Source organism: Candidatus Tectomicrobia bacterium (assembly GCA_016192135.1).
Classification (GTDB): Bacteria; UBA8248; UBA8248; order UBA8248; family UBA8248; genus 2-12-FULL-69-37.
Map to the genome: position 1 here is coordinate 308,977 of JACPUR010000017.1, position 23,002 is coordinate 331,978.

The window sequence follows — 23,002 nt, forward strand, 5'->3', positions numbered from 1 at the left end:
GCTATAAACCGGGACGCCCAGCCCGCCAGGCCGGGTATCTCATCGGGGGGCTGTAGCGAAGCCGGTTATCGCGCTGGCCTGTCAAGCCAGAGATCGCGGGTTCGAGTCCCGTCAGCCCCGCCAGCTTTCCTTCAGATGGTTGCGGATATCCGCAACCATCTTTTTTTTTGCGTGCGGATCCCTTCCTCGCTTCTTTTGGGGCCCGGCTCCGGGACATTTCGTGAATAATGGAATCCTGGTATACTTCTTGTCTGAGCCCGTATCGAAATGGGGAGGTTTCCTGCGGATTCCGTGTGCCGGAATATGCAAGGGAGCCGGAATGTGCAGTCGCGGGGGATATTTTTTCCCAAGCCGCCGACATCACGAGAACAAGGGGAGGTTCGTATGAAACGTGCGGGGAAATTCTGGGCTGGGTTGGCCCTGGCGGGCCTGATGCTCGCCTCGGGATGGAGCGCCGAAGGGGCGCAGAAATTCCGCGTCGGAATCCACCGCGCCCTGTTCGGCTCCTTCGAGGTTGTGGCCGACCGGATGGGTTACTGGAAAGCGGAGGGCCTGGATTACAACGTCGCCTACTTTAAGCAGGGCAAGCTGATGAACCGGGCCATCATCCAGGGAGACCTGGACGTGGGGACGACCGGGTTCGCCCCCTTCGTTACCTCCGTGTCGAAGGGCGCCAAGCTGACCGGCATCGCGGTGACGACTGATCTCTGCGCCCAGCAGCGCGTCATGGTCGCGAAGAACTCGCCCATCAAGAGCATCAAGGATCTGAAAGGTAAGACCTTCGCCACCCTCATCGGCACGAGCGTGGATCAGTCGTTTAGGACCTATGTCCTCCCGCGCCACGGCTTGACCGAGAAGGACCTGAAATGGCTCAACGTCGTCACCACCGACCGGGTGGCGGCCCTGGTGTCGGGGAACGCGGACGCGGCCCTCGTCGGGGATCCCCAGGCCGAGATCGCGGCTCAGAAGGGGCTGGTCAGGGATATCGAGGATTTGTGCGCTTACGACCGACCGCGGATGATGCACATCGGCAATCCGCAGACGATCAAGGCGAACCCGGATCAGTACGTGAAGTATTTCAGGGGATGGCTGAAGGCGATGCAGCTGCTGAAGAGCGATCCCGAGAAGTTCGCCAAGGTCTATCACGAGGCCCTGACGGAGGTGGGCGACAAGACGGAGTATTCGGTCGTCCTGGCCACCCTGAAGCGGCTGACGACGACCCCCGAGTTCAACGACGAGATCCGCAAGAACCTGACCGAGATCGCCGCGATGCAGAAGAAGCTGGGCTGGATCAAGAACCCTCCGAATTTCTCGAAGGGCGCGGCGATGGATGATTCCATGCTGAAGAAGGCGTCCACCGCCAGCGCCAATTAGTTCTCAAGCGGGCTGCGCAAAAAGCCCCGGGGCGTCCTGCCCCGGGGCTTTTTGCCGCTTCGCGCCGGGCGCGGCGGGTCAACATGAGGACGCCCGCGTTCCTGGTGGCGGCTCTTCCTCTTGCCTGTGGCAGAGGGTCTTTCAAATAAACTCTGGAGGACGAAGGTCCGGATTGTCCTTTTGTCCCAAAGGAAAAGCCCCGGGAAAAAATCCCGGGGTCCGTTTCGGATCGGACGGATGGACCGAGGGGCCTGCGGGCTAGACCTTCTTGTTCTGCCCACCCATCGCTTCCATCATCCCCCACCGGATGACGGTCCGCTTTTCGACGGGCTGGAAGAGCACCTTCTCCAAGAGAAATCCGAAAACGCCCAGGATCGACAGCGCCACCATCATGAAGGCGATGTCGAGGAATTCCTGGGCGTCGAAGATGCCGGCCGAAAGCCCCCACTTGATCCCGCTGAAAGCCTCGGCGCCTACGCCGGCACGCCAGGCGCGGGCCATCCCGATCCGGAACCCGCTCATGATCATCGGAAGGGAGCCGGGGATGACGACCGTGCGGAAGATGGTCATCTTGTTGGCATTCATGGACTGGGCGGCCCGGATCCAAACGGGATTGACGGTCTTCACCCCCGTCCATACCGCCATGGTAATGGGCAGAAATGTGGCAAACCCAGTGATGATGATGACGGTCTGGTTTCCAAGGCCGAACCAGATTACCGCCATGGGCACCCAGGCCAGGGCCGGAATCGGCAGGAGCACGGCGATGAGGGGATAGCAGAACGATTCCCATAAGGCGAAGCGGCCCATCAGAACGCCGATGATGACCCCAAAGATCGCGCCCAGCAGGAACGCAAACGGCAACCGCCAAGCGGTGTGGAAAGTGTGCCATAAGATGGGGCTCTGGAAGAAGTAGTAGAAATAATCGAAGAGCCCCAGGGCTGGATTTTCCTGAATCGCGTCCATCAGGGGGCCCATCAGAAGCTCCCACCCGCGATAGGCGATGGCGTCCAGGGTGGGGAAGAGCTGGCCCAGGTTCCCCTTCGCCTGCATGGCGGCGATCTGCCATATGGTCAGGATCACCAGAAAAGGATAGGCTGGCCGCAGCTTCTGCCAGATCGAGGACGTCTTTTTCTTTTCAGTCATGTCCGGCGTGGGAAGAGTCTGGGCTTCCTGCACGGTGTTGCCCTCTCAGGTGCGAATCAGCCGGTCGATTTCCCGCTGCAACTCGATGAACTCCAACGCGAGGGCGTCCCGGGGCCGGGCGAAATTCACCGGGATGATTTCACGGATGCGGCCCGGGCGCGGGATGAAGACCGCGACGCGGTTGCCCAAATAAACCGCCTCGCTGAGGTTGTGCGTCACATAGACGACCGTCTTCTTCGTCTTCTGCCACACGTCCACCGTCAGTTCCTGGAGTTCTTCGCGCGTCTGGGCGTCGAGCGCCCCGAAGGGCTCGTCCATGAGCAGGATCTGGGGGTCGAACGCAAGCGCCCGGGCAACGGCCACCCTCTGCCGCATGCCGCCAGAGAGGTTGTGGGGATAAAAGTCCGCAAACTCCTCGAGCCGGACGAGGCGGAGGTACTCCATCGCAATCTTCTTCCGCTCCTCGGCGGGTACTTTCCGGATTTCGAGGCCATATTCGACGTTCTTGCGCGCGGTCCGCCAGGGGAAGAGGGCATACTCCTGGAACACCACCCCCTTGTCATAATCATCGTTGAGGGGCTTCCCGTCCATCAGGACTTGTCCTGCGGTGATTTCGACGAAGCCGGCGAGGATGTTCAGGAGCGTGGTCTTGCCGCAGCCGGAGAGCCCGACCAGACAGAGGAATTCGCCGTCCTGGATATCCAGATTGATGTTCTCAAGCGCGTGAACGCGGCGCTCGGGCGTGTCATACACCTTTCGGAGGTTCCGGATTTGAATTTTCGCCACCATCGGGGGGTCTCATTCTCCCTGGGATAAGGGGACGAATCGGCGGAAAATGCCTCCAGTTTTCGACAGATTTGGGCTTGCTCCGATAATAGCAAAAACTCACCCATAAACAAGCATAATTATGGGAAATGTCGCTCGAAGACGGCTGAATTCAGGGAACAGCGGGAAGGGGCCCGCCGGGAAATCCTGCCCTCTCCCCGGACCCCCAGGGGGGCCGGGGAGAGGGTTCGGACCTCAGCTTTTCTTCTTGGGCGGCTGCCGGAATTCCTTGTGGCAGGCCGCGCAGTTGGAACCCATCGCCTTGACGGCCGCCTCGGTCTTTTGCTTGTCCTTGGTCCGGGCGGCCTCCACCACCTCCCGGGAGTCGTTCAGCATCTTCGAGGCGATCCGGTCGAATTTGGCCTTCTCCTCCCAGATTTTGGGGAGGGCGGTCGTCTTCCCGGCCAGGTCCTTCTTCTCGAAAGCCTCCCCGATGCCCAGGGCGTTTTCCCCGATTTCGCTGGCGAGCATGACAACCTTGGGGTATTCCCCCGCCTTGAGCGCCCCGTTGAGGGCCTTCATGGCCTTGGCGTTGCCCTGCATCAGCTTCTTGCGGCCCGCGACCGCCTTGCTGTCTTTCTGTTCCTGCGCCGCCTCGAGGGCCGACCAGCCGCCCATGAGCGAAGCCGCGACGAGAATGGCCGCCGCCCCCAAAAGTGCCGCCCGCACCTTCCCGACCATCGGAGATCTCCCCTTAATGATTGTCCAATGACGAATCCCCCGATCCCGCCGGAGGCCACGAATCTTGTCGAACGAATGCTTCATTATACCGAAAAGTTCCGTTCATAGGAAAGCGGCCCGGCCCGCGGCGGCGGGCCGGGATGGATTGACAGGGCGCCTTTCTCCGGCACAATGAAACTTCGGACGACGTGGAGGACGCGATGCCGGAGAGCGGGCCGCTGCCCCTGGAGGGGCTGCGCATCCTGGCGGTGGAGCAGTTCGGGGCGGGGCCCCTCGGGACCATGATCCTGGCGGACCTGGGCGCCGAGGTCATCAAGATCGAGAATCCGGCCACCCAGGGGGATTCGGCGCGGCCCGTGCCGCCCTACCCTCTTCCGAACAACGACAGCTATTATTTCCAAGGCTTCAACCGGAATAAGAAGAGCGTGGCGCTCGACATCGTGGCGCCCGAGGGCCGCGAGATTCTCCACAAGCTGGTGGCCCGCTCGGACGTGCTTTTCTCCAACTGCAAGGGGACGGACCCCGAGAAGCTCCAGCTCACCTACAAACACCTGGGCCTCTACAACGAGCGCCTGGTCTGCTGCTTTCTCTCCGGCTTCGGCATGACCGGCCCCCGCGCCTCCGAGCCCGCCTACGACTACCTCATGCAGGCCTACGCCGGGATCATGAGCCTCACCGGCGAACCGGGCGCCCCCCCGGCCAAGGCGGGGGTCAGCTTCGTGGACTATTCGGGTGGTTATCTCGGCATGCTCGGCCTGATGACCGGCCTGTGGGAAGTGAGCCGGACGGGCCGGGGGCGGGACATCGACGTCTCGCTCCTCGAGGGCGCCGCCTATCAGCTCGGATATCTGGCCACCTGGGCGCTCAACTGCGGGCACGTGCCCCAGCGGTTTCCCCACAGCGCCCACCCCTCCCTCGTCCCCTCCCAGAATTTCGAAACCAAGGACGGCTGGGTGAGCGTCCTGTGCATGAAGCACCGGTTCTATCCCATCCTGGTGGAGAAGATGGGTCGCCGCGAGCTGGCCGCCGACCCCCGTTTCCGGACCCAGAAGGACCGCTTCGACAACCGGGACGCCCTGCTCGAAATTCTCTCCCGGGAATTTCGGACCCGAACCACGGCGGAATGGTCCGCCCTCCTGGCCGGCCATGTGCCCTTCGCGCCCGTCAACACCGTGGTCGAGGCCCTCGAAGACCCCCAGATCAGGGCCCGGGGGATGATCGTCGAGGTCGAGCATCCCGCCGCCGGGATCATGCAGATGCTGGGCTGCCCCATCCGGGTTCCCGGCGCCCGGATGCGCTGGAACCGGGCGCCCTACATGGGAGAGCACACACGGGAAGTGCTCTGCGAGCTGGCCGGCCTGCGCGAGGGGGAGCTGGAAGCCCTCCGGACCAAGGGAGTGGTGGAGTGGACGGAGCCTTCCGCTCCGGAGGGGAGGGCATAGACCCGGCGGCCTCGAGAATAACCCTAAAGGGGTAGTTATTCTTTGAACCCTTTCGGGCTTGATTCGCAGTTTGAAATTTTGTGGGGTAAATCACTGAAATTTCGTCTCGGGTCAACAACTTAGCTGTTGACCAAATTGTACACAAAAGATAATTTACGCCTGTATCCAATTGCGACATTCTTCATGTTCGCCGGCCAATGGACCAGTTGTAGGAGATGCATCCGTGCAGAAGAGCATTCTCTCCCGAGCCCTCGTTCTCGCCTCGTCGATCATCGCCGTTCTGCTCCTCTGGCCGGTGGATGCCTTGCCCCAGGCCGGTTCCACCGTGACCAAGGGCTCCTTCGTCGAGCGGTTTTTCGTCAACCGCTTCAGCCGCTCGCCCAACGCCCGCGACTATGTGCCCGCCAACATCGAGTCCCTGCCACCGGCCGAGCGCTACGCGGCCGTGGTGAAGGGCCTGAGCGATAAGGGCGTCGTGGCCCTCGTGGGGAGCCAGCCCGGCGACCCGCTGACCCGGCTCGAGTTCGTCACGCTCACCTACATCCTCGCCGGCGGCCCTCCGGGCAAGAGCCTGGCCGAGCAGAAGGAGTTCCTCCGCTCCAAGGGCGTCCTGGACCGCAACGACATCGGCTTCATCAAGACGTACCAGGGCGACGTCACCGTCACCCGGACGGGGCAGGAGCAGGCGCAGAAGGTCACCGGCGCCGAGCCCGTCCTCTTCCGCGACGTGGACGAAACCTCCGTCGGAGCCAAGATGGAGCTCCAGTTCGACGACGGCAGCGTCCTCTCCATCGGCGAGGACACCGCCATCACGATCGACGAGATGATCTACGAGCCGGTTTCCGGGCGGCGCTCCATCCAGCTCCGGATGACCGTAGGCACCATCAAGGTCGATGCCGCGCCCAACACCCATCCGCAGTCCCGCTTCAACGTGGTGACGCCCAGCATGGTGGCCGGGGTGCGCGGCACCGTCTTCGCCATGGTCGTGAACGCCCAGGGCGCCACCAAGCTCATCACCCTCCGGGGCCTCGTGGGCGCCCGCCCCCTCCGGGCCGGGGAGGCGCGGCCCCGCACGCGGCGCGAGCTTCAGCAGGCGGGGGGCCGGGCCGGGACGACGACCCAGGCGCCGCCCGCCGCCGCCGCCGTGGTGCCGGGGCAGGCGGGCCAGGCCCAGGAGGTCGTGGTCGGCGCCGGGCAGACGACCGAGGTGTCCTCCGCCGGGGCCCCCACGGCCGTCCAGCAGGCGACCCAGCAGGACATCCAGCAGGTGAACCAGGCGACCGCCGTCACGGCGCCGGCCCAGGCGGCCGCCGTCACCACCACCCAGGTGCAGCAGACCAGCGTCATCGTCACCACCGCCACCAAGGCGTCGGCCGAGTCGGCGGTCCAGTCGAAGCAGGAAGCCCGCGAGCAGCTGGCCGTCAAGCCGACCACCGAGGACAAGGGCGATGCCACCACGGAACTGGTCGAGGTGGGCAAGGACACCGTCCTGGGCGGCTCCACCACCACCCCCACCACCGCCGCCGTCGATCCTCTCGCCGGCCTGACGGGGGACTCCCTCAAGACCGCTTTCCTGAAGCTCACCGACACCCAGCAGGCGGAGAAGTTCGGTGGGCTCACCACCTCCCAGCAGCGCGACCTGTTGGCGAGGATGAACCAGACCGAGTCCGAGGCCCTCCTGGCCCGCTTCAAGCCCAGCTCCCCCTTCACCGCGAAGGTGCTGGATTCCCTGCTCGACTACGGCGCGGTCTCCCAGGAGTTCTCACTCTCCGTCACAAGCAGCCTCCTGTGGCCGGGCGGGGTGGTCGAAAGCCGGAGCGGCCTCCTCAACCGCATCGGCATCCTCCTCGACAACCTGACGCCCGAGCAGGTGGTGGAGTTCGCCAACTGCGAGGATAACCACCCCACCCGCATCTGCGTGGGGAGCAACACCTCGGCTGGCAATTTCGACTGGTTCACGAACACCAGCGTAAATGACGATGAATTCACGACCCTGGGGGCGGCGGTGGCGACGGCCCTGAGCCGGGAGCTCGACCGCCTCGCCCAGGCCGGGGGCGTCCTCAACCGGCCCCACGGGCCCCAGGCCGGCGTCCCCACCCAGATGATCCTCGCCACGGCCTCCGGGGACGACATCTTCCCCTCCGGCGCCAACGAGAACACCTTCTTCACCCTCGCCAATGGGCGAAAGCTCGACCCCTGGTTCGTCGCCGCCGAGATCATGTTCAATCTCGATGACCACCTCCCCGATCCGCTGAGTGTCACGGACCAAGCCACGCAGGACATCTGGGGCGGCGCCATGCGCCCCTCCGTCTACACCGGCAGGAACGGCGTCTACCAGGCCGGGCAGCTGCGCGCCGACGCGTTTGGGGACGGAGGGTTGATTAACGTCTCCTCCCGCGTCGCCGCCCTCAACGCGAACGGCTTCCTCTCCTACGCCGTCCAGGTGGAGGAGGACATCGTCAACGCGGCCGCGAAGGTCATCCACGACCTGAACGCCTCCACGTTCGCGGGCAGCAGCAACATCATCAATCTCATCGACAGCCAGATCGAGGCGAGCACCATCCGGGCGCGCGACGCCCACTGGCAGGCCGTGGCCGACGCCCGGGCCGGGGTGGTGTTCTTCAACGGCGAGGGCCGCCGGGTCCGCGCCCAGCAGTACGTCTACCGGCCCGCGTCGAGCCCCGATCAGGTGCGATTGGTCGCGATCACCCTCGGCGAGCGGGGATCGGGACTCGGCTACATCGACGGCCGGGCCCAGTTCCAGAGCGGCCAGATGCCGACCACAGCCGCGGGCATCCGCGACCTGCCCTGGAACTCCTACTTCAGCGTGATGTACACGGGCGGTCCGTCCTTCTGCGCGAGCTCAGGATGCTTCATGGTGGTCGGAAGCCCCCAGAACAGCCCTCTCCTATCGAGCCTGAGGGTGGAAATCGGGAACGAGACGCCGGGGGAGTTCTTCCGGGAGGAAATCCTCGGTATCAGCAGCCGGTCGACCCTCTCCACCTTCAATTTCGCCGGGACTTCATTGGGCAGCCACACCGTCCAGTTCGTGGACGGCCCGCACAACCTGATCGTCAAGAGCCTGCCGGTATTCGGCACCACCGCGAAGACCTTCAGCACTCCGACCAACTCGGCGTTCAATCCCCGGCTGGGCGCGTTCAGCGTTAGCAGCGGCCTCCCCGGCCAGATTCCGAGCGGCCAGTTCCGCGTCTATCCGGTCGAGTTCCACCCCAACGCCAATGTCCGCAACGGCCAAGATCAAAACAACCCGGCGGGCTTCAACTACTTCATGAACGATGCGGGCACCGTCCGGTCCTTCCCCGTCCGCTTCTCCGTCCTGGGGGATTCCACGACGCAGGCCAACTCGGGCCTCCAGACCTCGACCTGCGGCTCCGGGTCATCTCCTTGCGGCTTTAGCGCCGTCAAGTTCAACACCATATGGGATGCCCTCCGGGTGAACCTGAGCGATGCGACGGCGAACCCGGAAAGCAACCTGCCCACGATCAACATCGGGCCCAACATTCTGGGCATCCGGGCGCCCGCGGTTTCGTCCATCACCGGGACCACATTTTTCCAGCAGGACATCCGCTCGGCCTTCATCCCCTTCCCGCGCATGATCTGGAGGGGGGATTCCGAGTTCTAGTCCCATCCCCCGTTCAAGGAGTGCATGGGGAGTGGCTGAGTTCCCCTCCACCCCCTCCGTCAGAGGGGGTGGAGGGGTAAAAGGCATCGGGGTTCCAGTGTGAGCGGCCTGTCCTGATATAGGCTGGCTTCATCATTCCGCACCCGAAGGGGGAAACATGCGCCGCCGCTTGATTGCCGTTGCCGCCTTCGCTGTGGGGGTTTGCCTCTCCGCCCCGGCCCAGGCTTCCGAGGCCTCTCTCTACAGATTGACGCCCGGGGGGAACCTCGAACCGGGGGACACGGGGAAGAAGCCTCCCATCGGTCTCCTCCATCCCGATCACGAGCCCTACGCGCCGCCCGCGGCTGCGGCGCCCAAGGGCGGCCCCTGGCAGGTGGCCCAGGCGCCTTCGCCAAAGGCTACGGCGCCCGAGGGCGCGCCTCCTTCGCCGACGCTGGCTCCGCTGCCCCAGGGCTCGCGGCAGACGGCCCAGGCGACGCCGCGGCCTGAGTCTCCCGCCTTGGGGGCGGGCTTCTTCACCCGCAACTGGGAAGGGGTGCGGAAGTTCTTCGAGGAGCGCGTGCAGCTCGTCCGCTTCAACGTGGAGGGGCTGTTCAACTACTCCGAGTTCCAGACGGGCAGCACCCAGGGCCCCCTCGAGGGCGGCCGCTTCTCGGGCGTCGTCGCCCCCGCCATCCGCCTGACCGAGGACACGGCCCTCGTCTTCGTCTACAACGCCTCGTATAACCGCGACCTGCAGGTCTTCCGGGAGGACGAGGGCCCCCGCCAGCGGAGCGAGGAGCAGCGCCATGAGTTCATCGCCCTCCTCTCGCAGGACTATGTCCGGCCCTTCGGCATCGGCTGGATCAACCGCCTGACCCTCAGCCCCTCCGTCTTCCAGACATACGTCTTCACCCGGCAGACCGCGGCGGAGGACTGGGGGAACGGCATCCCGCTGAGCGGGATCGAGAAGTTCAAGGGCCTATACGACTATTGGGACCGCGGTGCGGGCTACGAGGTGAAGCTCCTCCACGAGCGGGAGGGCGAGCGCAAGCACAGCCTCGCGGCCGCGATTCAGGCCTACCAGCGGCACTACCGCAACTTCATCTCGCTCGCCCGGCAGCAGGACCCTGCCTCGGCCGAGCCCAAGTTCGAGAAGGACTACGAGGGCATCCTCTACCGCCTGACCTATGAGTTCCTGGCCCCTCAGAACACCTCCGTGCGGCTGGCCTACTCGCGCCTGGACCGCTATTTCACCGACGACCGGGCCCGCGTCGATCCCCTCGTGGTGACGGGGGTGCCCGGCGAGCGGCGCATCGACACGACGGACACGGTGGACGGCCGGGTGGCCCGCGAGGCGCCCTTCGTGCGCGGCCTCGTCCTGGCCCTCGGCGGAGGCGTGAGCTACAACCAGAGCAACTCCGGCTTCAACGACACCCTGGCCCCGCTGCCGGCGGCCGGCGTCTTCAGCGACCAGTACTACGACTACTGGAGCTTCCGGGTGGAGCCCGAGCTCATCTACTCCCGCGAGGTGAACAGCCGTTTCCTGGGCCTGCCGATCAAGGGGGTGATGACGTTCTCCCTCAACTATTCATACGACCGCAGGGCCTACAAGGATCGCAAGGCCAAGGACAAGGACGGCGGCTTCCGGGACGCGGGGGTGGGGGACAAGGACGAGATCGAGGTGGACGTCACCCACACCATCTCTCCCCGGCTGGTGTACCAGTTCCACAAGAGCTGGGCCCTCCTGCTGGAGGCCCGGCGCACCATCGCCCGCTCGAATTTCGAGGACGAGCGGGTCTTCCGCTACAACTACGACATCAACAGCATCGGCGTGGGGATCCAGTACCGGTACTAGGGTTCCGCCAACTCCGTCAATCACGTCTGTAGGGGCGACCGGCCGGTCGCCCCTACGTATTTCAGGATGAGGGTTTTGCCGCCTCGCCCCTGCGCAGGGGGCGCCGCCCCGCTAGCGGCCCTTCCCCGTGCGCCGTACCCTCTCGAGGAAGATCAGGTTGTTCCACACCTCCAGCGCCCGTTCCTTGTCCTCCCGCTTCTGGAAAATAGCCAGGGCCTGCTTGAAGTGGGCCTCCGCCTCGTCCAGGCGGTCGAGGGCGAGGAGGAGCCGGCCGATGTTGTTGTGGGTGATCGCCGCCCCCTGATCCCGCCCGAGGCGGAGGTCGATCTGCAGGGCCTCCTGGAGGCGCCGGAGCGCGTCCCCGGGGGCTCCCAGCCGGCGGTGCAGGCGCGCGATGTCGTAGAGGTCGCTCGCGACCTTGGCCTCGGCCAGGCGGAGCGCGTCCTGCGGCGCCCCCGCCCGCCGGGCCTCCTCGAGCGCCTTCCGGTCCAGGGAGAGCACCCTGAGCATGTAGGAGAGGGCCTCCCGCCAGCGCTCCGCCTGGATGTGGACCAGGGCTATGGCGTGCAGGCTGGAGGTGACCCCGAGGGAGTTCCCTTCCTTCGCGGCGAGGGCGGCCGCCGCCTCGAAGCGCTCCAGGGCCTTTTGGGTGTTCCCCTGCTGGATGGCGAGCTGGCCTTCCTGATAGATCCGCTGGGCGCGGGAGGGCTCCGGCGGAGGCGGAAGGGGGCCGCACCCCGCCAGAAGGAGCGCGGCCAGGGAGGCGGCGCAGGCGAAAAGCCGCCGGACCCGGCCTTCCGGCCTCATTTCGAGGTCATGATGAAGGCGCCGTTCCAGTTCTTGGGCGGGGGGTCGACGATGTAATCCTCGCATCGCTTCACCATGGATTTGCAGGGGCCGTCCGTCTTGTCCAGGGCGAGTCCCTCGCCGAAGAGGCCCATGGCCTCGTCGAAGCGGCGGGCGCGGTAGCTGAGCAGGCCCTGGTGGTAGAGCTCCAGCACTTTCTTCTTGGTGTCGGAGAGCTGCCCCTTCTTCGCGACCAGTTCGTAGATGGGGACCGGCTCCGCCTTTCCGACCACGTTGATGAGGTCCAGCTCGCGGGCCTCGACGGCGTGCTTGCCCTCTTCGTAGGTGAGCGAGCCGATCATGATGGCGCTGCCGTACTGCTTGTTCGCTCCCTCGAACCGGGCGGCGGTGTTCACCGTGTCGCCCATCATCGTGTAGTCCATCCGGGTGCGGGAGCCCATGTTGCCCACGACCGCCGGCCCTGTGTTGAGGCCGACCCGCATGTAGAGCTCCTTCACGCCCCGCGCCTTCCAGACGCCGCGCAGGCGGACCATGGCCTCCTGCATGTCCAGCGAGACGTGGCAGGCCCGGACGGCGTGATCGGACATGGGGTGGGGCGCGCCGAAGAAGGCCACGATGGCGTCCCCCTCGTATTTGTCCACGGTCCCGTCGTAGCGGAGGATGATGTCCGTCATCTCGGAGAGGTACTCGTTGAGGAGGGCGACCAGCTCCTCCGGTGACATGGACTCGGAAACCGAGGTGAAGCCGGCCACGTCGGAAAAGAACGCGGTAATCTCCTTGCGCTCGCCGCCCAGCTTGAGGAGGCTCGGATTGGACACGATCTCGGCGACCACCTTTGGGGAGAGGTAGGTGCCGAAGGCCGACTGGATGAAACGCTTCTGCTGCTCCTCGATGACATAGTGATAGAGCGTCATGCCGCCGTAGAGGACGGCCCCCGTGAGGAGGGGATAGGCCGCGCTCAGCCACCAGCCGTGGCGGGCGAAGAGATACTGGTTGAGGCCCACCACCAGGACCAGCGCGGCCGCGGCCGCGGCGCCCCCCCCGGCCGCGCCGGTGCGGGGAAGCACGAGGGTGCCCGCCAGGCCCAGCAGGAGAATCGTCCCGGCCGTGAACAGGCCGCCCCACCAAGGTTCGCTCAGGAAATCGCCCCGGATCATGTTGTCGAGCACCGTCGCGTGGATGGCGACGCCCGGGATGGCCTTGTCGAACGGCGTGACGCGGAGGTCGGCCAGGGCGATGGCGGTGGGGCCGATCAGCACGATCTTGTTCCTGAAGGCTTGGGGCGGGGCCTGCTCCCGGCCTTCCACGATGTCCACGATGGAATAGACGGGAAAGGAGGAGATGCCGCCGATGTAGTTGATGAGCATCTCCCCCTGGTTATTGGTGGGAATCGCGATGTTCCGGCGGCCCGTGATCGCCACCTTCTCCACGCCCAAGGTGTCGATGAAAAAGAGTGTGGTGCCGCGCAGGTAGCGCTCCAGGGCGCGGAGGGCCAGGGGCCCGAAGAGGAAATCCTGCTCCCCGGGGATCTCCACCATGTCCTGGTACTTGACGATCAGGGGGAAGCGGCGGACGGCGCCGTCCTGGTCGGGCCGGAGGCTGAAGTAGCCGCTGCCCCGCGCCGATCGGGTCAGCCCGGCCAAGTTCGACTCGACCGCCTCGGCCCGGGGCAGCCAGACTTTCTTTAGGCTCGCGCCGGGAGCCTTGCGGACGGCGTTGTATTTCGAGTTGCGGATGTTCTCGAGGAAGCTGTTCTTCTCCTCGGCGCTCAAGTGCTGAATGGTGTCGGCGGAGAAGTGGAAGAAGTAGCCGAGCAGGGTCCGCCCCGACCGCTTGAGCGCCTCCGCAAAGATGCGGTCGTGGTCGGATGCGGCGATGGCCTTGTCGAGCTCCGCGAGCACCTGGGGCGGGGCGGCCGCGCCGTCGGCGGACATCCGGCTCCGGAGGACCTTGAGGCTTTCGATACCGCCGGAGATGTCGGAGGAGGAGAAGACCACGTCGTAGGCGATGACGCGGGCGCCGTAGGAGACGAGCCGATCCACGAGCCGGGCCTGGGTGGTGAAGGGCCAGGGCCAGCGGCCGAGCTGGTCGATGCTCTTTTCGTCGATGGCCGCGATGACGACGTCGGGGGCGGCCTTCTTGGGACCCCGGGCGAGGAAGCGGATGTCGGATATGAGGAGATCGAGGCGCTGGATGATGGCGGAATCGCCCACGAAGATGAGCAGCATGAGGCCGGTGAGCAGGAGGCCCACCGTCGTGCTGTTGATCTGGAAGAGCCGTTTCAGGAAATTGGGCATCGTCCGGCCGTCGAAAGCCTCTTTCCATGTCCATGATGGAAGCCGTCGGGCAAGTATGGCATACAAGGCCAGCCCGTGCACGAGCCGCTCCCGGGCCGATGCGGCGCCCTTGTTGGCCTTGGGCGGCTTGGCTTAGGATGAAGCGCGGCCGAAATCATCCGCCATCAGAAAGGGATTCCGATGCCCAATTTGCCCGTCCCGCAGGTGGTCAATTCCCTCGATGTGTCGGAGGACAAGGCCTACGAGCCCCCCTACGCCATCCGCTGGGGGGTGGACCGCGAGACCACCGGCACCAAGACCATCACCATGGGCCGCACGATCATCCCTCCCCGCGGCAGGAACCGCCTCCACTACCACAAGAACTGCGACACGACCATCTATGTGGTGAAAGGGCCCATCAATATCTACTGGAAGAAAGGCGAGGACATCCAGGGGCGCGAAGTCAAGCAGGGGCACTTCGTCTACTTCCCGTGCGGCTGCATCCACGGGCAGGAGAATCCCAGCAAGACCGAGCCCGCCGAGCTCATCTTCACGTACGGCGGCATGCCCAATAAGGATGCCGCCGGGACCACCTTCGTGGACGATCCGCGGGACCCCCTCCGGGATTGAGCTGTGGGTCCCTCCGCCCGCTGGAGCGTGAAATGCGCATCGCAAGCCTAGGCCGGGCCGCACTGTGGGCGAGCCTTATCATAATAGCGGCGGGCCCCGGCCTCGCCCAGGCGGCGCCCCGAACCCAGGTTTCTTCCTCGGACGGCGCGACGCTGGTCTACGTCCCGGCCGGAGCCTTCCTCATGGGCAGCGACAAGGGAGACAAGAACGAGCGCCCGCAGCGCAGGGTGCAGCTCTCGGCCTTCTGGATCGATCAGGCCGAGCTCACCGCGTCCCGCTTCGCCCGCTTCGCCGGGGCCACCGGCCACCGGACGGCCGCCGAGAAGGAGGGCTGGGCCTGGGTGTGGGACGAGACCCTGAAGAAGGGCGAGGGGGACTGGCGCCGAGAGAAGAACGTGAGCTGGCGCAACCCGGCCGGAAAGGGCTCGGACTGGAAGGCGATGCCGGAACAGCCGGTCAGCCAGGTGGGCTGGGCCGACGCGGAGGCCTACTGCCGCTGGGCGGGGCGGCGCCTGCCCACCGAGGCGGAGTGGGAGCGCGCCGCGCGCGGCGGCGACGGCCGGAAGTACCCCTGGGGAAACCAGAAGGAGCCATCGCGAGCGAACCTCAAGGGCGCGGCGGACGGCTTCCCGGGCGTGGCGCCCGCGGGCCGCTTCCCGCAAGGGGCCAGCCCCTTCGGCGCCCTCGACATGGCCGGGAACGTGTGGGAGTGGGTGGCCGACTGGTACCACCCCCAGGCGTATCAGACGATGGCGGCCAAGGACCCGAAGGGTCCTGCGAAGGGCACCCGCCGGCTGGTGCGGGGGGCCGCCTGGGGGAGCCCGATCGATTGGGCCACCACCACCAACCGCTACGACCGGCCGCCCGCCTACCGGAACAACAAGATCGGCTTCCGCTGCGCCCAGGACGCGAAGGAATAGGATAGTTTTTCAAGAAAGAAACCCCGGGACGCCGGGGCTTCTTTCGGGTTGCCGCCGGCTAGCGGCTGGCCAGCGGTTTGCTCCCGGAGGCGGGCACAACCAGCACGCCGTGGGCGCCGTTGCCGGTCCTGATCCGCTGAAGGTTGACGTGCTTCCGGGCGTCCATCACCCATACCTCCCGCGAGTCGCGGTTGGTGACGTAGGCGAGAGCGCCGTCCGGAGTGATGGCGATGAGATCCGGCCGCGCGCCCTGCTTCACGTAAGCCGCTTCCTTGTGATCGGGCAGGGAATGGACCACCACCGCGCCGCGGTGAGGCAGGGTGATGTAGAGAAAACGGCCATCCGGCGTCACCAGGGCGTCGTGGGGCTCGTCCTGGAGCTTCACCGTCTGGACGATCTCGTGGGTGCCGGTGTCCACTACGCTGTAGGACTTGCGCTCCCCATTCATGATGTAGAGCCATTTGCCGTCCTTGCTGAGATCGAGGCCTTCGATGTAGTGGCCCGCCTCGATCTGCTTGAGCGGCTTGCGCGTGGCGAGGTCCACCACGGAGACGTCCTCGCTCAACTCGTTCGCCACGTAGGCGAAGCGCCCGTCGCGGGATATCTTGATGTTCACCGGGTTGTTCCCGCCGTGCTCGATGAGGCCCGCCAGCCGTCCCGTGGCCACCTCCAGGACGGTGACGTTGTCGGAGTAGGTGTTGACGAAGTAGGCGAACTTCCCATCGGGCGCGAAGGCGAGGTTGTAGGGGTCGCGGCCGGCCCGGACGCTCTTCACGAAGCGCATCTCCTGGGCGTCGAAGATGCGGACCTCGGACCTCCCGTCGTTGATGATGTACACGTGCCGGCCGTCGGGGGCGAGGGCGAGGCGGTTCGACTTGGGCCCGGCGGGCAGGGTTCGGAGGACCTTGCCCGTCTCGCGCGAGATGACGCTCAGGGTGGAGTCGCGGGTGTTCGTCACGAGGATCCGCTCTTCCCGGGCGCCGGCGCCCCAGGCCGGAGGCCCTCCCCAGGCCGCCAGGAGGGCGATCGCCGCCGCTCCCGCGAGGCGGCGGTGCAGGGCCGGCGGGCGCTTCATGGCTTTGCTCCTTCCATATCCAGGGATTGGGGAGGCTGCTTTCCCTGCTCGCGGAGGAAGCGATCCTTCGCCTTGGGGTCGAACCGGCACCTGCACAGCTTGCGGACGTGGGCGACGAGGTCGCGGATCTCCTCCGCCGCGAGCGTGTGCCCCCAGGGAGGCATGATGGGCGAGAGGTCGCTGGCGCCGCCCCCGCGGGTGATGGTGCGGGTCATGTCCTCGTCCGAGAACTGGGCCATGTCCCGCCCGTCGGTCAGGTTGCGGGGGCTGACGGGGAGTTTGGCCGTGTTGTTCACGCCCTTCCCGTCCCCGCGCGGGCCGTGGCATTGGATGCAGTACCACTGGAAATTCTGCTCCGCCGCCGGGCGGGGGCGCTCCTGGGCCCGGGCGGATTCCCCGGGAGCGAGCGAAGCCGTGAAAAGCAGGAGAAAGACGGCGAGTCTCATTTGAAGGTCGCGATATAGGCGGCGAGGGCGATGAGATCCTGCTCGGACAAGGGCGTGAAGGCGGTCGACCCGTACCGGGGCATGCGCCCGTTGGGGGCGTAGCGGTCCCCGGACTTGAGAAGGGCCACGATGAAGTCGGGCCGGAGCCTGCGACCGGCGTCGACGAGGTGCGGCGCCGAGAATCCCCCCACCTCCACCGGCTCCCGGTACACCGTCTTGCGGATGTGTACCATGTGGCAGGCGTAGCAGGGTTGCTCCTTCTGGAAGAGGATCCGCGCCCGGCGGAGCACCTGCCGGGGAACCTTCTCCCCCCAGGCTGGGACGACCCCCGAGGGCATCTCCGGGTCCTTCAGGCTCTCGAGGTAGAGAGCGACCTCCCCGGCCTCCGCGGGCGCAAGGGCCGGATGCGGGGTCTTCCCCTTTTCCATCGTCCCCCACTTCACGCCCCGGAACGCCTGGGGCTTGGCGAGCCATCCCTTCAGATAGCCGGGCCGGAACTTGCTCCCGGCGTACCAGAGAGAAGGCCCCTTGATCGCGTGGCGCTCGGTGACGGGAATTTTCGCCTCGGGACCCTGGGCGGTATGGCATTCCCCGCAGCCCCGCCGGAGGAAGATATCCTTCCCCTTCTCCTGTCCCATGGCTGGCGAAGCGGCCAGCAGGAAGAGGAGGACCGCCCATCCCGGCAGCGATTCGCGGCCGGCAAGACGGCGCATGAAGATCACCTAGGCATCTCCGGCGCCGCCACTTTCGGGAACCGTCCGGTCAGGGTCCTGATGAAAGCCGCGAGGTCCTTCTTCTCTCCCGGGGTCAGCTTCAGGGGGAAGATGTCCGGGTCGAGGTTCGGGTTGGGATGGCCGCCCTTGTCGTAGAAGTCGATCACCTCTTCCAGCGTATTGAACCTTCCGTCGTGCATGTAGGGGGCGGTCAGGGCGGCGTCCCGGATGGAGGGCGTCTTGAACTTCCCGCGGTCCTTCGGCTCCTTGGTGATCTCCTCGCGCCCGAGCTCAGGCTTCTTTCGGTCCATCCCGATGCCGATGTTGTGAAACTTGTTGTCGGTGAAGGGGGCGCTGAACTCGTCCACCAGGTGGCACTTCACGCACTGCGCCTTGGTCTTGAAGAGTTCGAAGCCCCGCTTGGCCTCCGCCGGTACTGCCGATTCGGCCCCCTCGAATCTCCAGCGGTCGAAGGGGGAGCCGCCCGAGAGGAGGGTGCGCTCGAAGGAGGCGATGGCCTTGGCGGTCCGGTCGAGGGAGACGGCGGGATCGCCGAAGGCGCGCCGGAAAGCCTCCCGGTAGGCGGGGATGGCGCCCAGCACCCGCACCACCCGCTCCTCGCTCGAGGCCATCTCGGCGGGGTTGAGGATAGGCCCCTGCGCCTGCTCCTCCAGGGTCTTCGCCCGCCCGTCCCAGAATTGGCTGGTGTAGTACGCGGCGTTCAGGACGGTGGGGACGTTGCGGACGCCCAGCTTGCCCTCGACTCCCACGCCGTATTGCCGGGCGTTGGAGAAGCCCCGGTCGGGCATGTGGCAGGTGGCGCAGGCCACCGTGCCATCCGCCGAGATACGCTTCTCGAAGAAGAGCAGCCGCCCCAGCTCCACCTTTTCGCGGGTCATGGGGTTATCGGCGGGAATGAGGATGTCGTCCAGCCCCAAGGGGGGCGGGGGCGGAAACTCGGCCTCTCCCGCCGGAGAGGCCGCCTGGGCCGGCCGGGAGGGGCCGGCGGGACCCTCCGGCCCGCCGAACGCAAGGATGACGAAGACAGCCGCCCCAATGGATAAGGCGGCTTGGCGAAGACTTGGCTTTCCCAGCAACACCAACCTCAGGGGGCGGATGGAATACCTGCTTGAATTATAACATAAAACGCAGATTTTTCAGCCGCTTCCGCCCAAACGGGCCATTTAGGTCCTATTTCCGCTGCAGGAGCTCGATCACCACCCCGTCCGGCGCCTCGATGAAGGCAATCTGGGTGGAGGGGTTGAACTGAGTGGGCTCCACGGTGAACTTCACCCCCTTGCCCTTGAGGTCCGCGCAGTAGGCCTTGAAGTCGAGGCTGCCCTTCACCTGGAAGCCGAAATGGTCGGTGCCCCACTCGAGGGTGTGCTTGTCCTTGGCGGCTTCGCCCGGCCTCTGGCCCCGGACGATCACCTTGGCTCCGCCGAAGTCGATGTAGATCTGGGGCGCCCCCCGGACCTCGTGCGACGCCGCGACTTTGCCGCCCAGCTTTTCGACGAACCATTTGGCGGATGCATCGGGGTTCTGGCTGATGACATGGATGTGATCGAAGGAGAGGTTGCCGTCGCTCATGTGGAGCCTCCGTAGGGCCTCAGCCGGCCCAGGTGATGTCGCCGAACTCTCCCCTCCTCGGGCGGCCGGCGGCCTTGAATTGGACGTATTCTTTCTTGCTCTGGTCCACGGTGCTGTTGGCGCCGTGGCCGGGGTAGAGCACCGTATCGTCCGGCAGCGTCAGCACCTTCTTCTCGATCGACTCGAGCGAGATGAGGAGCTGCTCGTGGCTCCATGTCTTGCCCGGCCCGCCGGGAAAGATGGTGTCCCCGCAGACGCAGTGCCCAGGATAGTAGTACATGAGCATCCCGCGGCAATGCCCGGGGGTGTGGATGGCGCGGAGGGAAACCGTGCCGAACGTGATCTCCTGCCCGTCGCGGATCTCGAAGTCGGGCCGGATGCCGAACTCCTTTGCGTCCTCGGGATGGAGGCCGAGAGGGGCGCCGGTGCGCTTGCGGACCTCGGCCAGGGCGTCGATGTGGTCTCCATGGCTGTGAGTCTGTAGGATGTATTTGGGCTTGATCCCCTTGCAGGCGGCCAGGATCTCGTCGGCGGAATGGGATGTATCGATGATGACGCTCTCCTGGCTCGGCTTGGCGACCATGACATAGACGTTGTTGCTGTACGGCCCGATGTTGAGTTTCTTCAGGGTGAGCTCGGGCAGCTCGACCGTCTGGTCGTATTGGCCCATGGGCGTCGCCTCCAGGAGGGGGGCGGGTCTTTCCGCTGGCATGCAAAGGCGGTCAGGCCGCGAGGGAGGTGCGCTTCGATTTTAATCGCAGCCGCCGGGGGACCACAACCGGGCCCGAGGAGAGGCGGATGGGCAGCCAATATATCTTTGTAAACATGGCGGTGACGCTCGACGGCAAGATCGCCGCCGCCGGCCGGGAGCCCTTCTCGCTCGGCTCGGAGGCAGACCGGAGGGAGATGGACCGCCTCCGGGCGGAGGCCGACATCGTCCTCTGGGGCGGGGAAACCCTGCGGGCCACCCGAAGTTCCGCCCGCATCCGGAACCCGGAGCTGACCGCGGCGCGGGCGTCCTCGGGACGCCCGCCTCAGCCGGCCAACGGGGTCATCACGCTGAGCGGGAACATCCCTCCGTCCGCCAAATGGTTCGACGCCCAGGATGTGCGGCGGTTCATCTTCACCGGCGACCAGGGCGCCCCCGCGGCCGAGGCCGCGGCGCGCGGCCGGGCCGAGGTGGTGGTCCTGGGCGGCCGGGAGGTCACCGCCTCCGCCCTGCTGGCCGCCCTGGCGAAGCGGGGCATGGAGAGGGTGCTGCTGGAGGGGGGCGGGAGCGTCCATTGGATGTTCGCCCGGGAGGGCCTCCTGGACGCCCTCCACGTCACCCTGACGCCCTGGCTGGCGGGCGGGACCGCGGCCCCCACCCTCCTCGACGGCGAGGGCTTCCCCTCCGGAAGTTTCCTCCGCCTGCGGCTCGAGGAGGTGCGGCGGGAGGGGGAGGAGATCTTCCTCCGCTACCGGGTGGACCGCCCGAATGCCGGGAACCCTCCCGCACGTTGAACGGAGGGTGAGGCTGTGGTAGTGATTGGTCTTCCCGGCTCCCGGTTTGCGGGCTCCTCCTCCCTGGAAGGAATGACCCAGTGGCCACGAAGGCGAAACCCAAGTCCCCCTCCCGCGCCATGCCGCGGGAAGGTTTCCTCCGGATGTACCGGAACATGCTCCGCATCCGCCGCTTCGAGGAGAAGACAGACGAGCTCTTCATGGCGGGGCGGATCAAGGGCGCCGTCCACGTGAGCATCGGCCAGGAGGCCTGTTCGGTGGGTGTCTGTTCGGCCCTGAACCAGGACGATGCCATCCTGACCACCCACCGGGGGCACGGGCACTCCATCGCGAAGGGGACCCGCCTCAACGAGATGATGGCCGAGCTCCTGGGGAAGGCGACCGGCCTGTGCAAGGCCCGGGGCGGCTCCATGCACATCGCCGACATTTCCAAGGGCCACTACGGCGCCCACTCCATCGTGGGGGCCAACATGCCCATGGCCGCCGGGATGGGCCTGGCTTTCCAGCTCGAGGGGAAGGGCCGGGTGGCGGTCGTCTTCTTCGGGGACGGGGCCTCCAACCAGGGCAGCTTCCACGAGTCCCTGAACCTGTGCGCCATCTGGAAGCTCCCGGTCGTCTTCTTCTGCGAGAACAACCACTACGCGGTGAGCTTCCACGTGAACCGCTCGACGGCGGTGCGCGACATCAGCCTCCGCGCGCAGTCCTACAACGCCCCGGGCGTCACGGTGGACGGCATGGACGTGATGGCCGTCTACGAGGCCACCCGGGAGGCCGTCGCCCGGGCACGGCGGGGCGAGGGACCCTCCTTGATCGAGGCCAAGACCTACCGGTTCTTCGGGCACTCGCGCGGGGACCCGCAGTTCGGCCCCTACCGGACGAAGGAGGAGGTCGAGCGGTGGCGCAAGCGCGACCCTCTCATCGTGGCCGAGAAGATGTTCAAACCGACCGAGGCTGAAAAAAAGGCCATCCAGGCCGAGGTGGACAAGGAGATGGCCACGGCCATCGAGTTCGCCGAGAAGAGCCCCGACGCCGCCCTCTCGTCGGCTCTCGAGGACGTCTACGCGTAACCAGCCGGCGCGGCGGCCGCGCCAGGGAGAAGGACATGCGTGAGATTACCTTCGTCGACGCCCTGAACGAAGCTCTCCACGAGGAGATGGAGCGGGACCCCAAGGTCTTCGTCATCGGCGAGGACGTCGAGCTGGCCTATGTCTTCGGCGTCACCAAGGGATTGGCCGCGCGCTTCGGCAAGGAGCGCGTGCGGGACACCCCAATCAGCGAGCTCGGCATCGTCGGCGCCGGCGTCGGGGCGGCGATGGCGGGCTACCGGCCCGTCATCGAGATCATGTTCATGGACTTCATCATGCTGGCGATGGATCCCCTCATCAACCAGGCGGCCAAGCTCCGCTACATGCTGGGCGGGCAGATCTCGGTGCCCATGGTGGTCCGCACCCCGGGTGGGGGCGGGGTCCAGTACGGCCCCACCCACAGCCAGTGCCTGGAGGCCTGGTTCATGCAGATGCCGGGCATCAAGGTGGCCGTGCCGAGCAACCCCGCGGACGGCAAGGGCCTCCTCAAGGCGGCCATCCGGGACGACAACCCGGTCCTCTTCGTCGAGCACAAGATGCTCTACAAGCAGAAGGGACTGGTGCCTGAGGGTGAGCACCTCGTCCCCTTCGGAAAGGCCGAGGTGAAGCGTCCCGGCTCGGACGTGACTCTCGTTGGCGTCGGCTACCAGGTGGTGAACTGCCTCCGGGCGGCCGAGGCGCTCGCGGGGGAGGGCATCAGCGCCGAGGTCGTCGATCCGCGTACCCTGGCCCCCCTCGACACGGCCACGCTGGCCGAATCCGTCCGCAAGACCGGCCGGTGCGTGGTGGTGGAGGAGGGCCATCTGCGCAGCGGGGTGGGCTCCGAGATCGCGGCGGCCATCCAGGCGGAGGCGTTCGACTACCTGGACGCCCCCATCGGCCGCATCGCCGCCCTGGACGCCCCCATCCCCTTCGAGCCCAGGCTGGAGGAGTTCGTCCTCCCCAGCCCGGGAAAGATCGTGAAGGCGGCCAAGGAGGCGGTGGGCGCCGCGGTGTGACGGCGAATGTCCGG

The 23,002-nt window shown here is 66.2% G+C and carries 20 protein-coding genes and 1 tRNA gene; 10 read left to right on the plus strand and 11 right to left on the minus strand.

Annotated elements, in window-relative coordinates:
• Nucleotides 1-46: 46 nt before the first annotated feature.
• Nucleotides 47-123 (plus strand) — tRNA-Asp (locus HYZ11_07905).
• A gap of 261 nt (nt 124-384) precedes the next feature.
• Nucleotides 385-1,374 (plus strand): ABC transporter substrate-binding protein, encoded by a 990-nt coding sequence (locus HYZ11_07910; GenBank protein ID MBI3127511.1) that lies wholly within the window; start codon nt 385-387, stop codon nt 1,372-1,374.
• A 258-nt stretch (nt 1,375-1,632) separates the two neighbouring features.
• On the opposite strand, the gene HYZ11_07915 is transcribed toward HYZ11_07910, so the two are convergent.
• The 3 genes from HYZ11_07915 to HYZ11_07925 all read right to left on the minus strand — a co-directional run bounded on the left by HYZ11_07915 (nt 1,633) and on the right by HYZ11_07925 (nt 4,023).
• A complete protein-coding gene (locus HYZ11_07915) occupies nt 1,633-2,550 on the minus strand; it encodes an ABC transporter permease (GenBank protein ID MBI3127512.1) in 918 nt (305 codons plus the stop codon).
• A gap of 12 nt (nt 2,551-2,562) precedes the next feature.
• A complete protein-coding gene (locus tag HYZ11_07920) occupies nt 2,563-3,306 on the minus strand; it encodes an ABC transporter ATP-binding protein (GenBank protein MBI3127513.1) in 744 nt (247 codons plus the stop codon).
• 231 nt (nt 3,307-3,537) lie between these two features.
• Nucleotides 3,538-4,023, minus strand: a complete 486-nt coding sequence (locus tag HYZ11_07925) for a cytochrome c (GenBank protein MBI3127514.1) — start codon at nt 4,021-4,023, stop codon at nt 3,538-3,540.
• A 200-nt stretch (nt 4,024-4,223) separates the two neighbouring features.
• Here HYZ11_07925 and HYZ11_07930 point away from each other — a divergent pair, with 200 nt between their 5' ends.
• From HYZ11_07930 to HYZ11_07940, 3 genes are all read left to right on the plus strand, one after another.
• A complete protein-coding gene (locus HYZ11_07930) occupies nt 4,224-5,465 on the plus strand; it encodes a CoA transferase (GenBank protein MBI3127515.1) in 1,242 nt (413 codons plus the stop codon).
• A gap of 223 nt (nt 5,466-5,688) precedes the next feature.
• On the plus strand, nt 5,689-9,108 hold the full coding sequence (locus HYZ11_07935) for a FecR domain-containing protein (protein MBI3127516.1): 3,420 nt from the start codon (nt 5,689-5,691) through the stop codon (nt 9,106-9,108).
• A gap of 157 nt (nt 9,109-9,265) precedes the next feature.
• Nucleotides 9,266-10,945 (plus strand): hypothetical protein, encoded by a 1,680-nt coding sequence (locus HYZ11_07940; GenBank protein ID MBI3127517.1) that lies wholly within the window; start codon nt 9,266-9,268, stop codon nt 10,943-10,945.
• Between the two features lie 111 nt (nt 10,946-11,056).
• On the opposite strand, the gene HYZ11_07945 is transcribed toward HYZ11_07940, so the two are convergent.
• Together HYZ11_07945 and HYZ11_07950 are read right to left on the minus strand one after the other, a co-directional pair.
• Nucleotides 11,057-11,752 (minus strand): tetratricopeptide repeat protein, encoded by a 696-nt coding sequence (locus tag HYZ11_07945; GenBank protein ID MBI3127518.1) that lies wholly within the window; start codon nt 11,750-11,752, stop codon nt 11,057-11,059.
• Nucleotides 11,749-14,049 carry an adenylate/guanylate cyclase domain-containing protein gene (locus HYZ11_07950; protein MBI3127519.1) on the minus strand — a complete coding sequence of 767 codons (2,301 nt, stop codon included), beginning with the start codon at nt 14,047-14,049 and terminating at the stop codon, nt 11,749-11,751. Before HYZ11_07950 ends, HYZ11_07945 begins: the two co-directional genes overlap by 4 nt.
• A gap of 180 nt (nt 14,050-14,229) precedes the next feature.
• Between HYZ11_07950 and HYZ11_07955 the strand changes: the two genes are divergently transcribed.
• On the plus strand, nt 14,230-14,658 hold the full coding sequence (locus HYZ11_07955) for a cupin domain-containing protein (protein ID MBI3127520.1): 429 nt from the start codon (nt 14,230-14,232) through the stop codon (nt 14,656-14,658).
• 32 nt (nt 14,659-14,690) lie between these two features.
• The gene (locus tag HYZ11_07960; GenBank protein MBI3127521.1) at nt 14,691-15,578 is read left to right on the plus strand and encodes an SUMF1/EgtB/PvdO family nonheme iron enzyme; all 888 of its coding nucleotides are present in this window, start codon (nt 14,691-14,693) and stop codon (nt 15,576-15,578) included.
• A 58-nt stretch (nt 15,579-15,636) separates the two neighbouring features.
• Here the strand turns inward: HYZ11_07960 and HYZ11_07965 are convergent, their stop codons facing one another.
• From HYZ11_07965 to HYZ11_07990, 6 genes are all read right to left on the minus strand, one after another.
• Nucleotides 15,637-16,653: a beta-propeller fold lactonase family protein gene (locus tag HYZ11_07965; protein MBI3127522.1), complete on the minus strand. Its 1,017-nt coding sequence runs from the start codon at nt 16,651-16,653 to the stop codon at nt 15,637-15,639.
• A complete protein-coding gene (locus HYZ11_07970) occupies nt 16,650-17,099 on the minus strand; it encodes a cytochrome c (GenBank protein MBI3127523.1) in 450 nt (149 codons plus the stop codon). Before HYZ11_07970 ends, HYZ11_07965 begins: the two co-directional genes overlap by 4 nt.
• The gene (locus tag HYZ11_07975; GenBank protein MBI3127524.1) at nt 17,096-17,821 is read right to left on the minus strand and encodes a c-type cytochrome; all 726 of its coding nucleotides are present in this window, start codon (nt 17,819-17,821) and stop codon (nt 17,096-17,098) included. Before HYZ11_07975 ends, HYZ11_07970 begins: the two co-directional genes overlap by 4 nt.
• A complete protein-coding gene (locus tag HYZ11_07980; GenBank protein MBI3127525.1) occupies nt 17,818-18,711 on the minus strand; it encodes a c-type cytochrome in 894 nt (297 codons plus the stop codon). Before HYZ11_07980 ends, HYZ11_07975 begins: the two co-directional genes overlap by 4 nt.
• A gap of 292 nt (nt 18,712-19,003) precedes the next feature.
• Nucleotides 19,004-19,402 carry a VOC family protein gene (locus HYZ11_07985; protein ID MBI3127526.1) on the minus strand — a complete coding sequence of 133 codons (399 nt, stop codon included), beginning with the start codon at nt 19,400-19,402 and terminating at the stop codon, nt 19,004-19,006.
• 19 nt (nt 19,403-19,421) lie between these two features.
• On the minus strand, nt 19,422-20,072 hold the full coding sequence (locus HYZ11_07990) for an MBL fold metallo-hydrolase (GenBank protein MBI3127527.1): 651 nt from the start codon (nt 20,070-20,072) through the stop codon (nt 19,422-19,424).
• A 128-nt stretch (nt 20,073-20,200) separates the two neighbouring features.
• On the opposite strand from HYZ11_07990, the gene HYZ11_07995 reads away from it, so the two are divergent.
• The 3 genes from HYZ11_07995 to HYZ11_08005 all read left to right on the plus strand — a co-directional run bounded on the left by HYZ11_07995 (nt 20,201) and on the right by HYZ11_08005 (nt 22,988).
• The gene (locus HYZ11_07995) at nt 20,201-20,905 is read left to right on the plus strand and encodes a dihydrofolate reductase family protein (GenBank protein MBI3127528.1); all 705 of its coding nucleotides are present in this window, start codon (nt 20,201-20,203) and stop codon (nt 20,903-20,905) included.
• A gap of 155 nt (nt 20,906-21,060) precedes the next feature.
• Entirely contained in the window at nt 21,061-21,972 is a 912-nt protein-coding gene (locus HYZ11_08000) for a thiamine pyrophosphate-dependent dehydrogenase E1 component subunit alpha (GenBank protein MBI3127529.1), read from the plus strand.
• A gap of 35 nt (nt 21,973-22,007) precedes the next feature.
• Nucleotides 22,008-22,988 carry an alpha-ketoacid dehydrogenase subunit beta gene (locus tag HYZ11_08005; protein ID MBI3127530.1) on the plus strand — a complete coding sequence of 327 codons (981 nt, stop codon included), beginning with the start codon at nt 22,008-22,010 and terminating at the stop codon, nt 22,986-22,988.
• Nucleotides 22,989-23,002 lie beyond the last annotated feature (14 nt).

Excerpts from the sequence above, each read along its gene's own strand:
- HYZ11_07910 (MBI3127511.1), top strand. The coding sequence starts at position 385 with ATGAAACGTGCGGGGAAATTCTGGGCTGGGTTGGCCCTGGCGGGCCTG.
- HYZ11_07920 (MBI3127513.1), bottom strand. The coding sequence starts at position 3,306 with ATGGTGGCGAAAATTCAAATCCGGAACCTCCGAAAGGTGTATGACACG.
- HYZ11_07925 (MBI3127514.1), bottom strand. The coding sequence starts at position 4,023 with ATGGTCGGGAAGGTGCGGGCGGCACTTTTGGGGGCGGCGGCCATTCTC.
- HYZ11_07930 (MBI3127515.1), top strand. The coding sequence starts at position 4,224 with ATGCCGGAGAGCGGGCCGCTGCCCCTGGAGGGGCTGCGCATCCTGGCG.
- HYZ11_07940 (MBI3127517.1), top strand. The coding sequence starts at position 9,266 with ATGCGCCGCCGCTTGATTGCCGTTGCCGCCTTCGCTGTGGGGGTTTGC.
- HYZ11_07945 (MBI3127518.1), bottom strand. The coding sequence starts at position 11,752 with ATGAGGCCGGAAGGCCGGGTCCGGCGGCTTTTCGCCTGCGCCGCCTCC.
- HYZ11_07950 (MBI3127519.1), bottom strand. The coding sequence starts at position 14,049 with ATGCCCAATTTCCTGAAACGGCTCTTCCAGATCAACAGCACGACGGTG.
- HYZ11_07955 (MBI3127520.1), top strand. The coding sequence starts at position 14,230 with ATGCCCAATTTGCCCGTCCCGCAGGTGGTCAATTCCCTCGATGTGTCG.
- HYZ11_07960 (MBI3127521.1), top strand. The coding sequence starts at position 14,691 with ATGCGCATCGCAAGCCTAGGCCGGGCCGCACTGTGGGCGAGCCTTATC.
- HYZ11_07965 (MBI3127522.1), bottom strand. The coding sequence starts at position 16,653 with ATGAAGCGCCCGCCGGCCCTGCACCGCCGCCTCGCGGGAGCGGCGGCG.
- HYZ11_07970 (MBI3127523.1), bottom strand. The coding sequence starts at position 17,099 with ATGAGACTCGCCGTCTTTCTCCTGCTTTTCACGGCTTCGCTCGCTCCC.
- HYZ11_07980 (MBI3127525.1), bottom strand. The coding sequence starts at position 18,711 with ATGACCCGCGAAAAGGTGGAGCTGGGGCGGCTGCTCTTCTTCGAGAAG.
- HYZ11_07985 (MBI3127526.1), bottom strand. The coding sequence starts at position 19,402 with ATGAGCGACGGCAACCTCTCCTTCGATCACATCCATGTCATCAGCCAG.
- HYZ11_07990 (MBI3127527.1), bottom strand. The coding sequence starts at position 20,072 with ATGGGCCAATACGACCAGACGGTCGAGCTGCCCGAGCTCACCCTGAAG.
- HYZ11_07995 (MBI3127528.1), top strand. The coding sequence starts at position 20,201 with ATGGGCAGCCAATATATCTTTGTAAACATGGCGGTGACGCTCGACGGC.
- HYZ11_08000 (MBI3127529.1), top strand. The coding sequence starts at position 21,061 with ATGCTCCGCATCCGCCGCTTCGAGGAGAAGACAGACGAGCTCTTCATG.
- HYZ11_08005 (MBI3127530.1), top strand. The coding sequence starts at position 22,008 with ATGCGTGAGATTACCTTCGTCGACGCCCTGAACGAAGCTCTCCACGAG.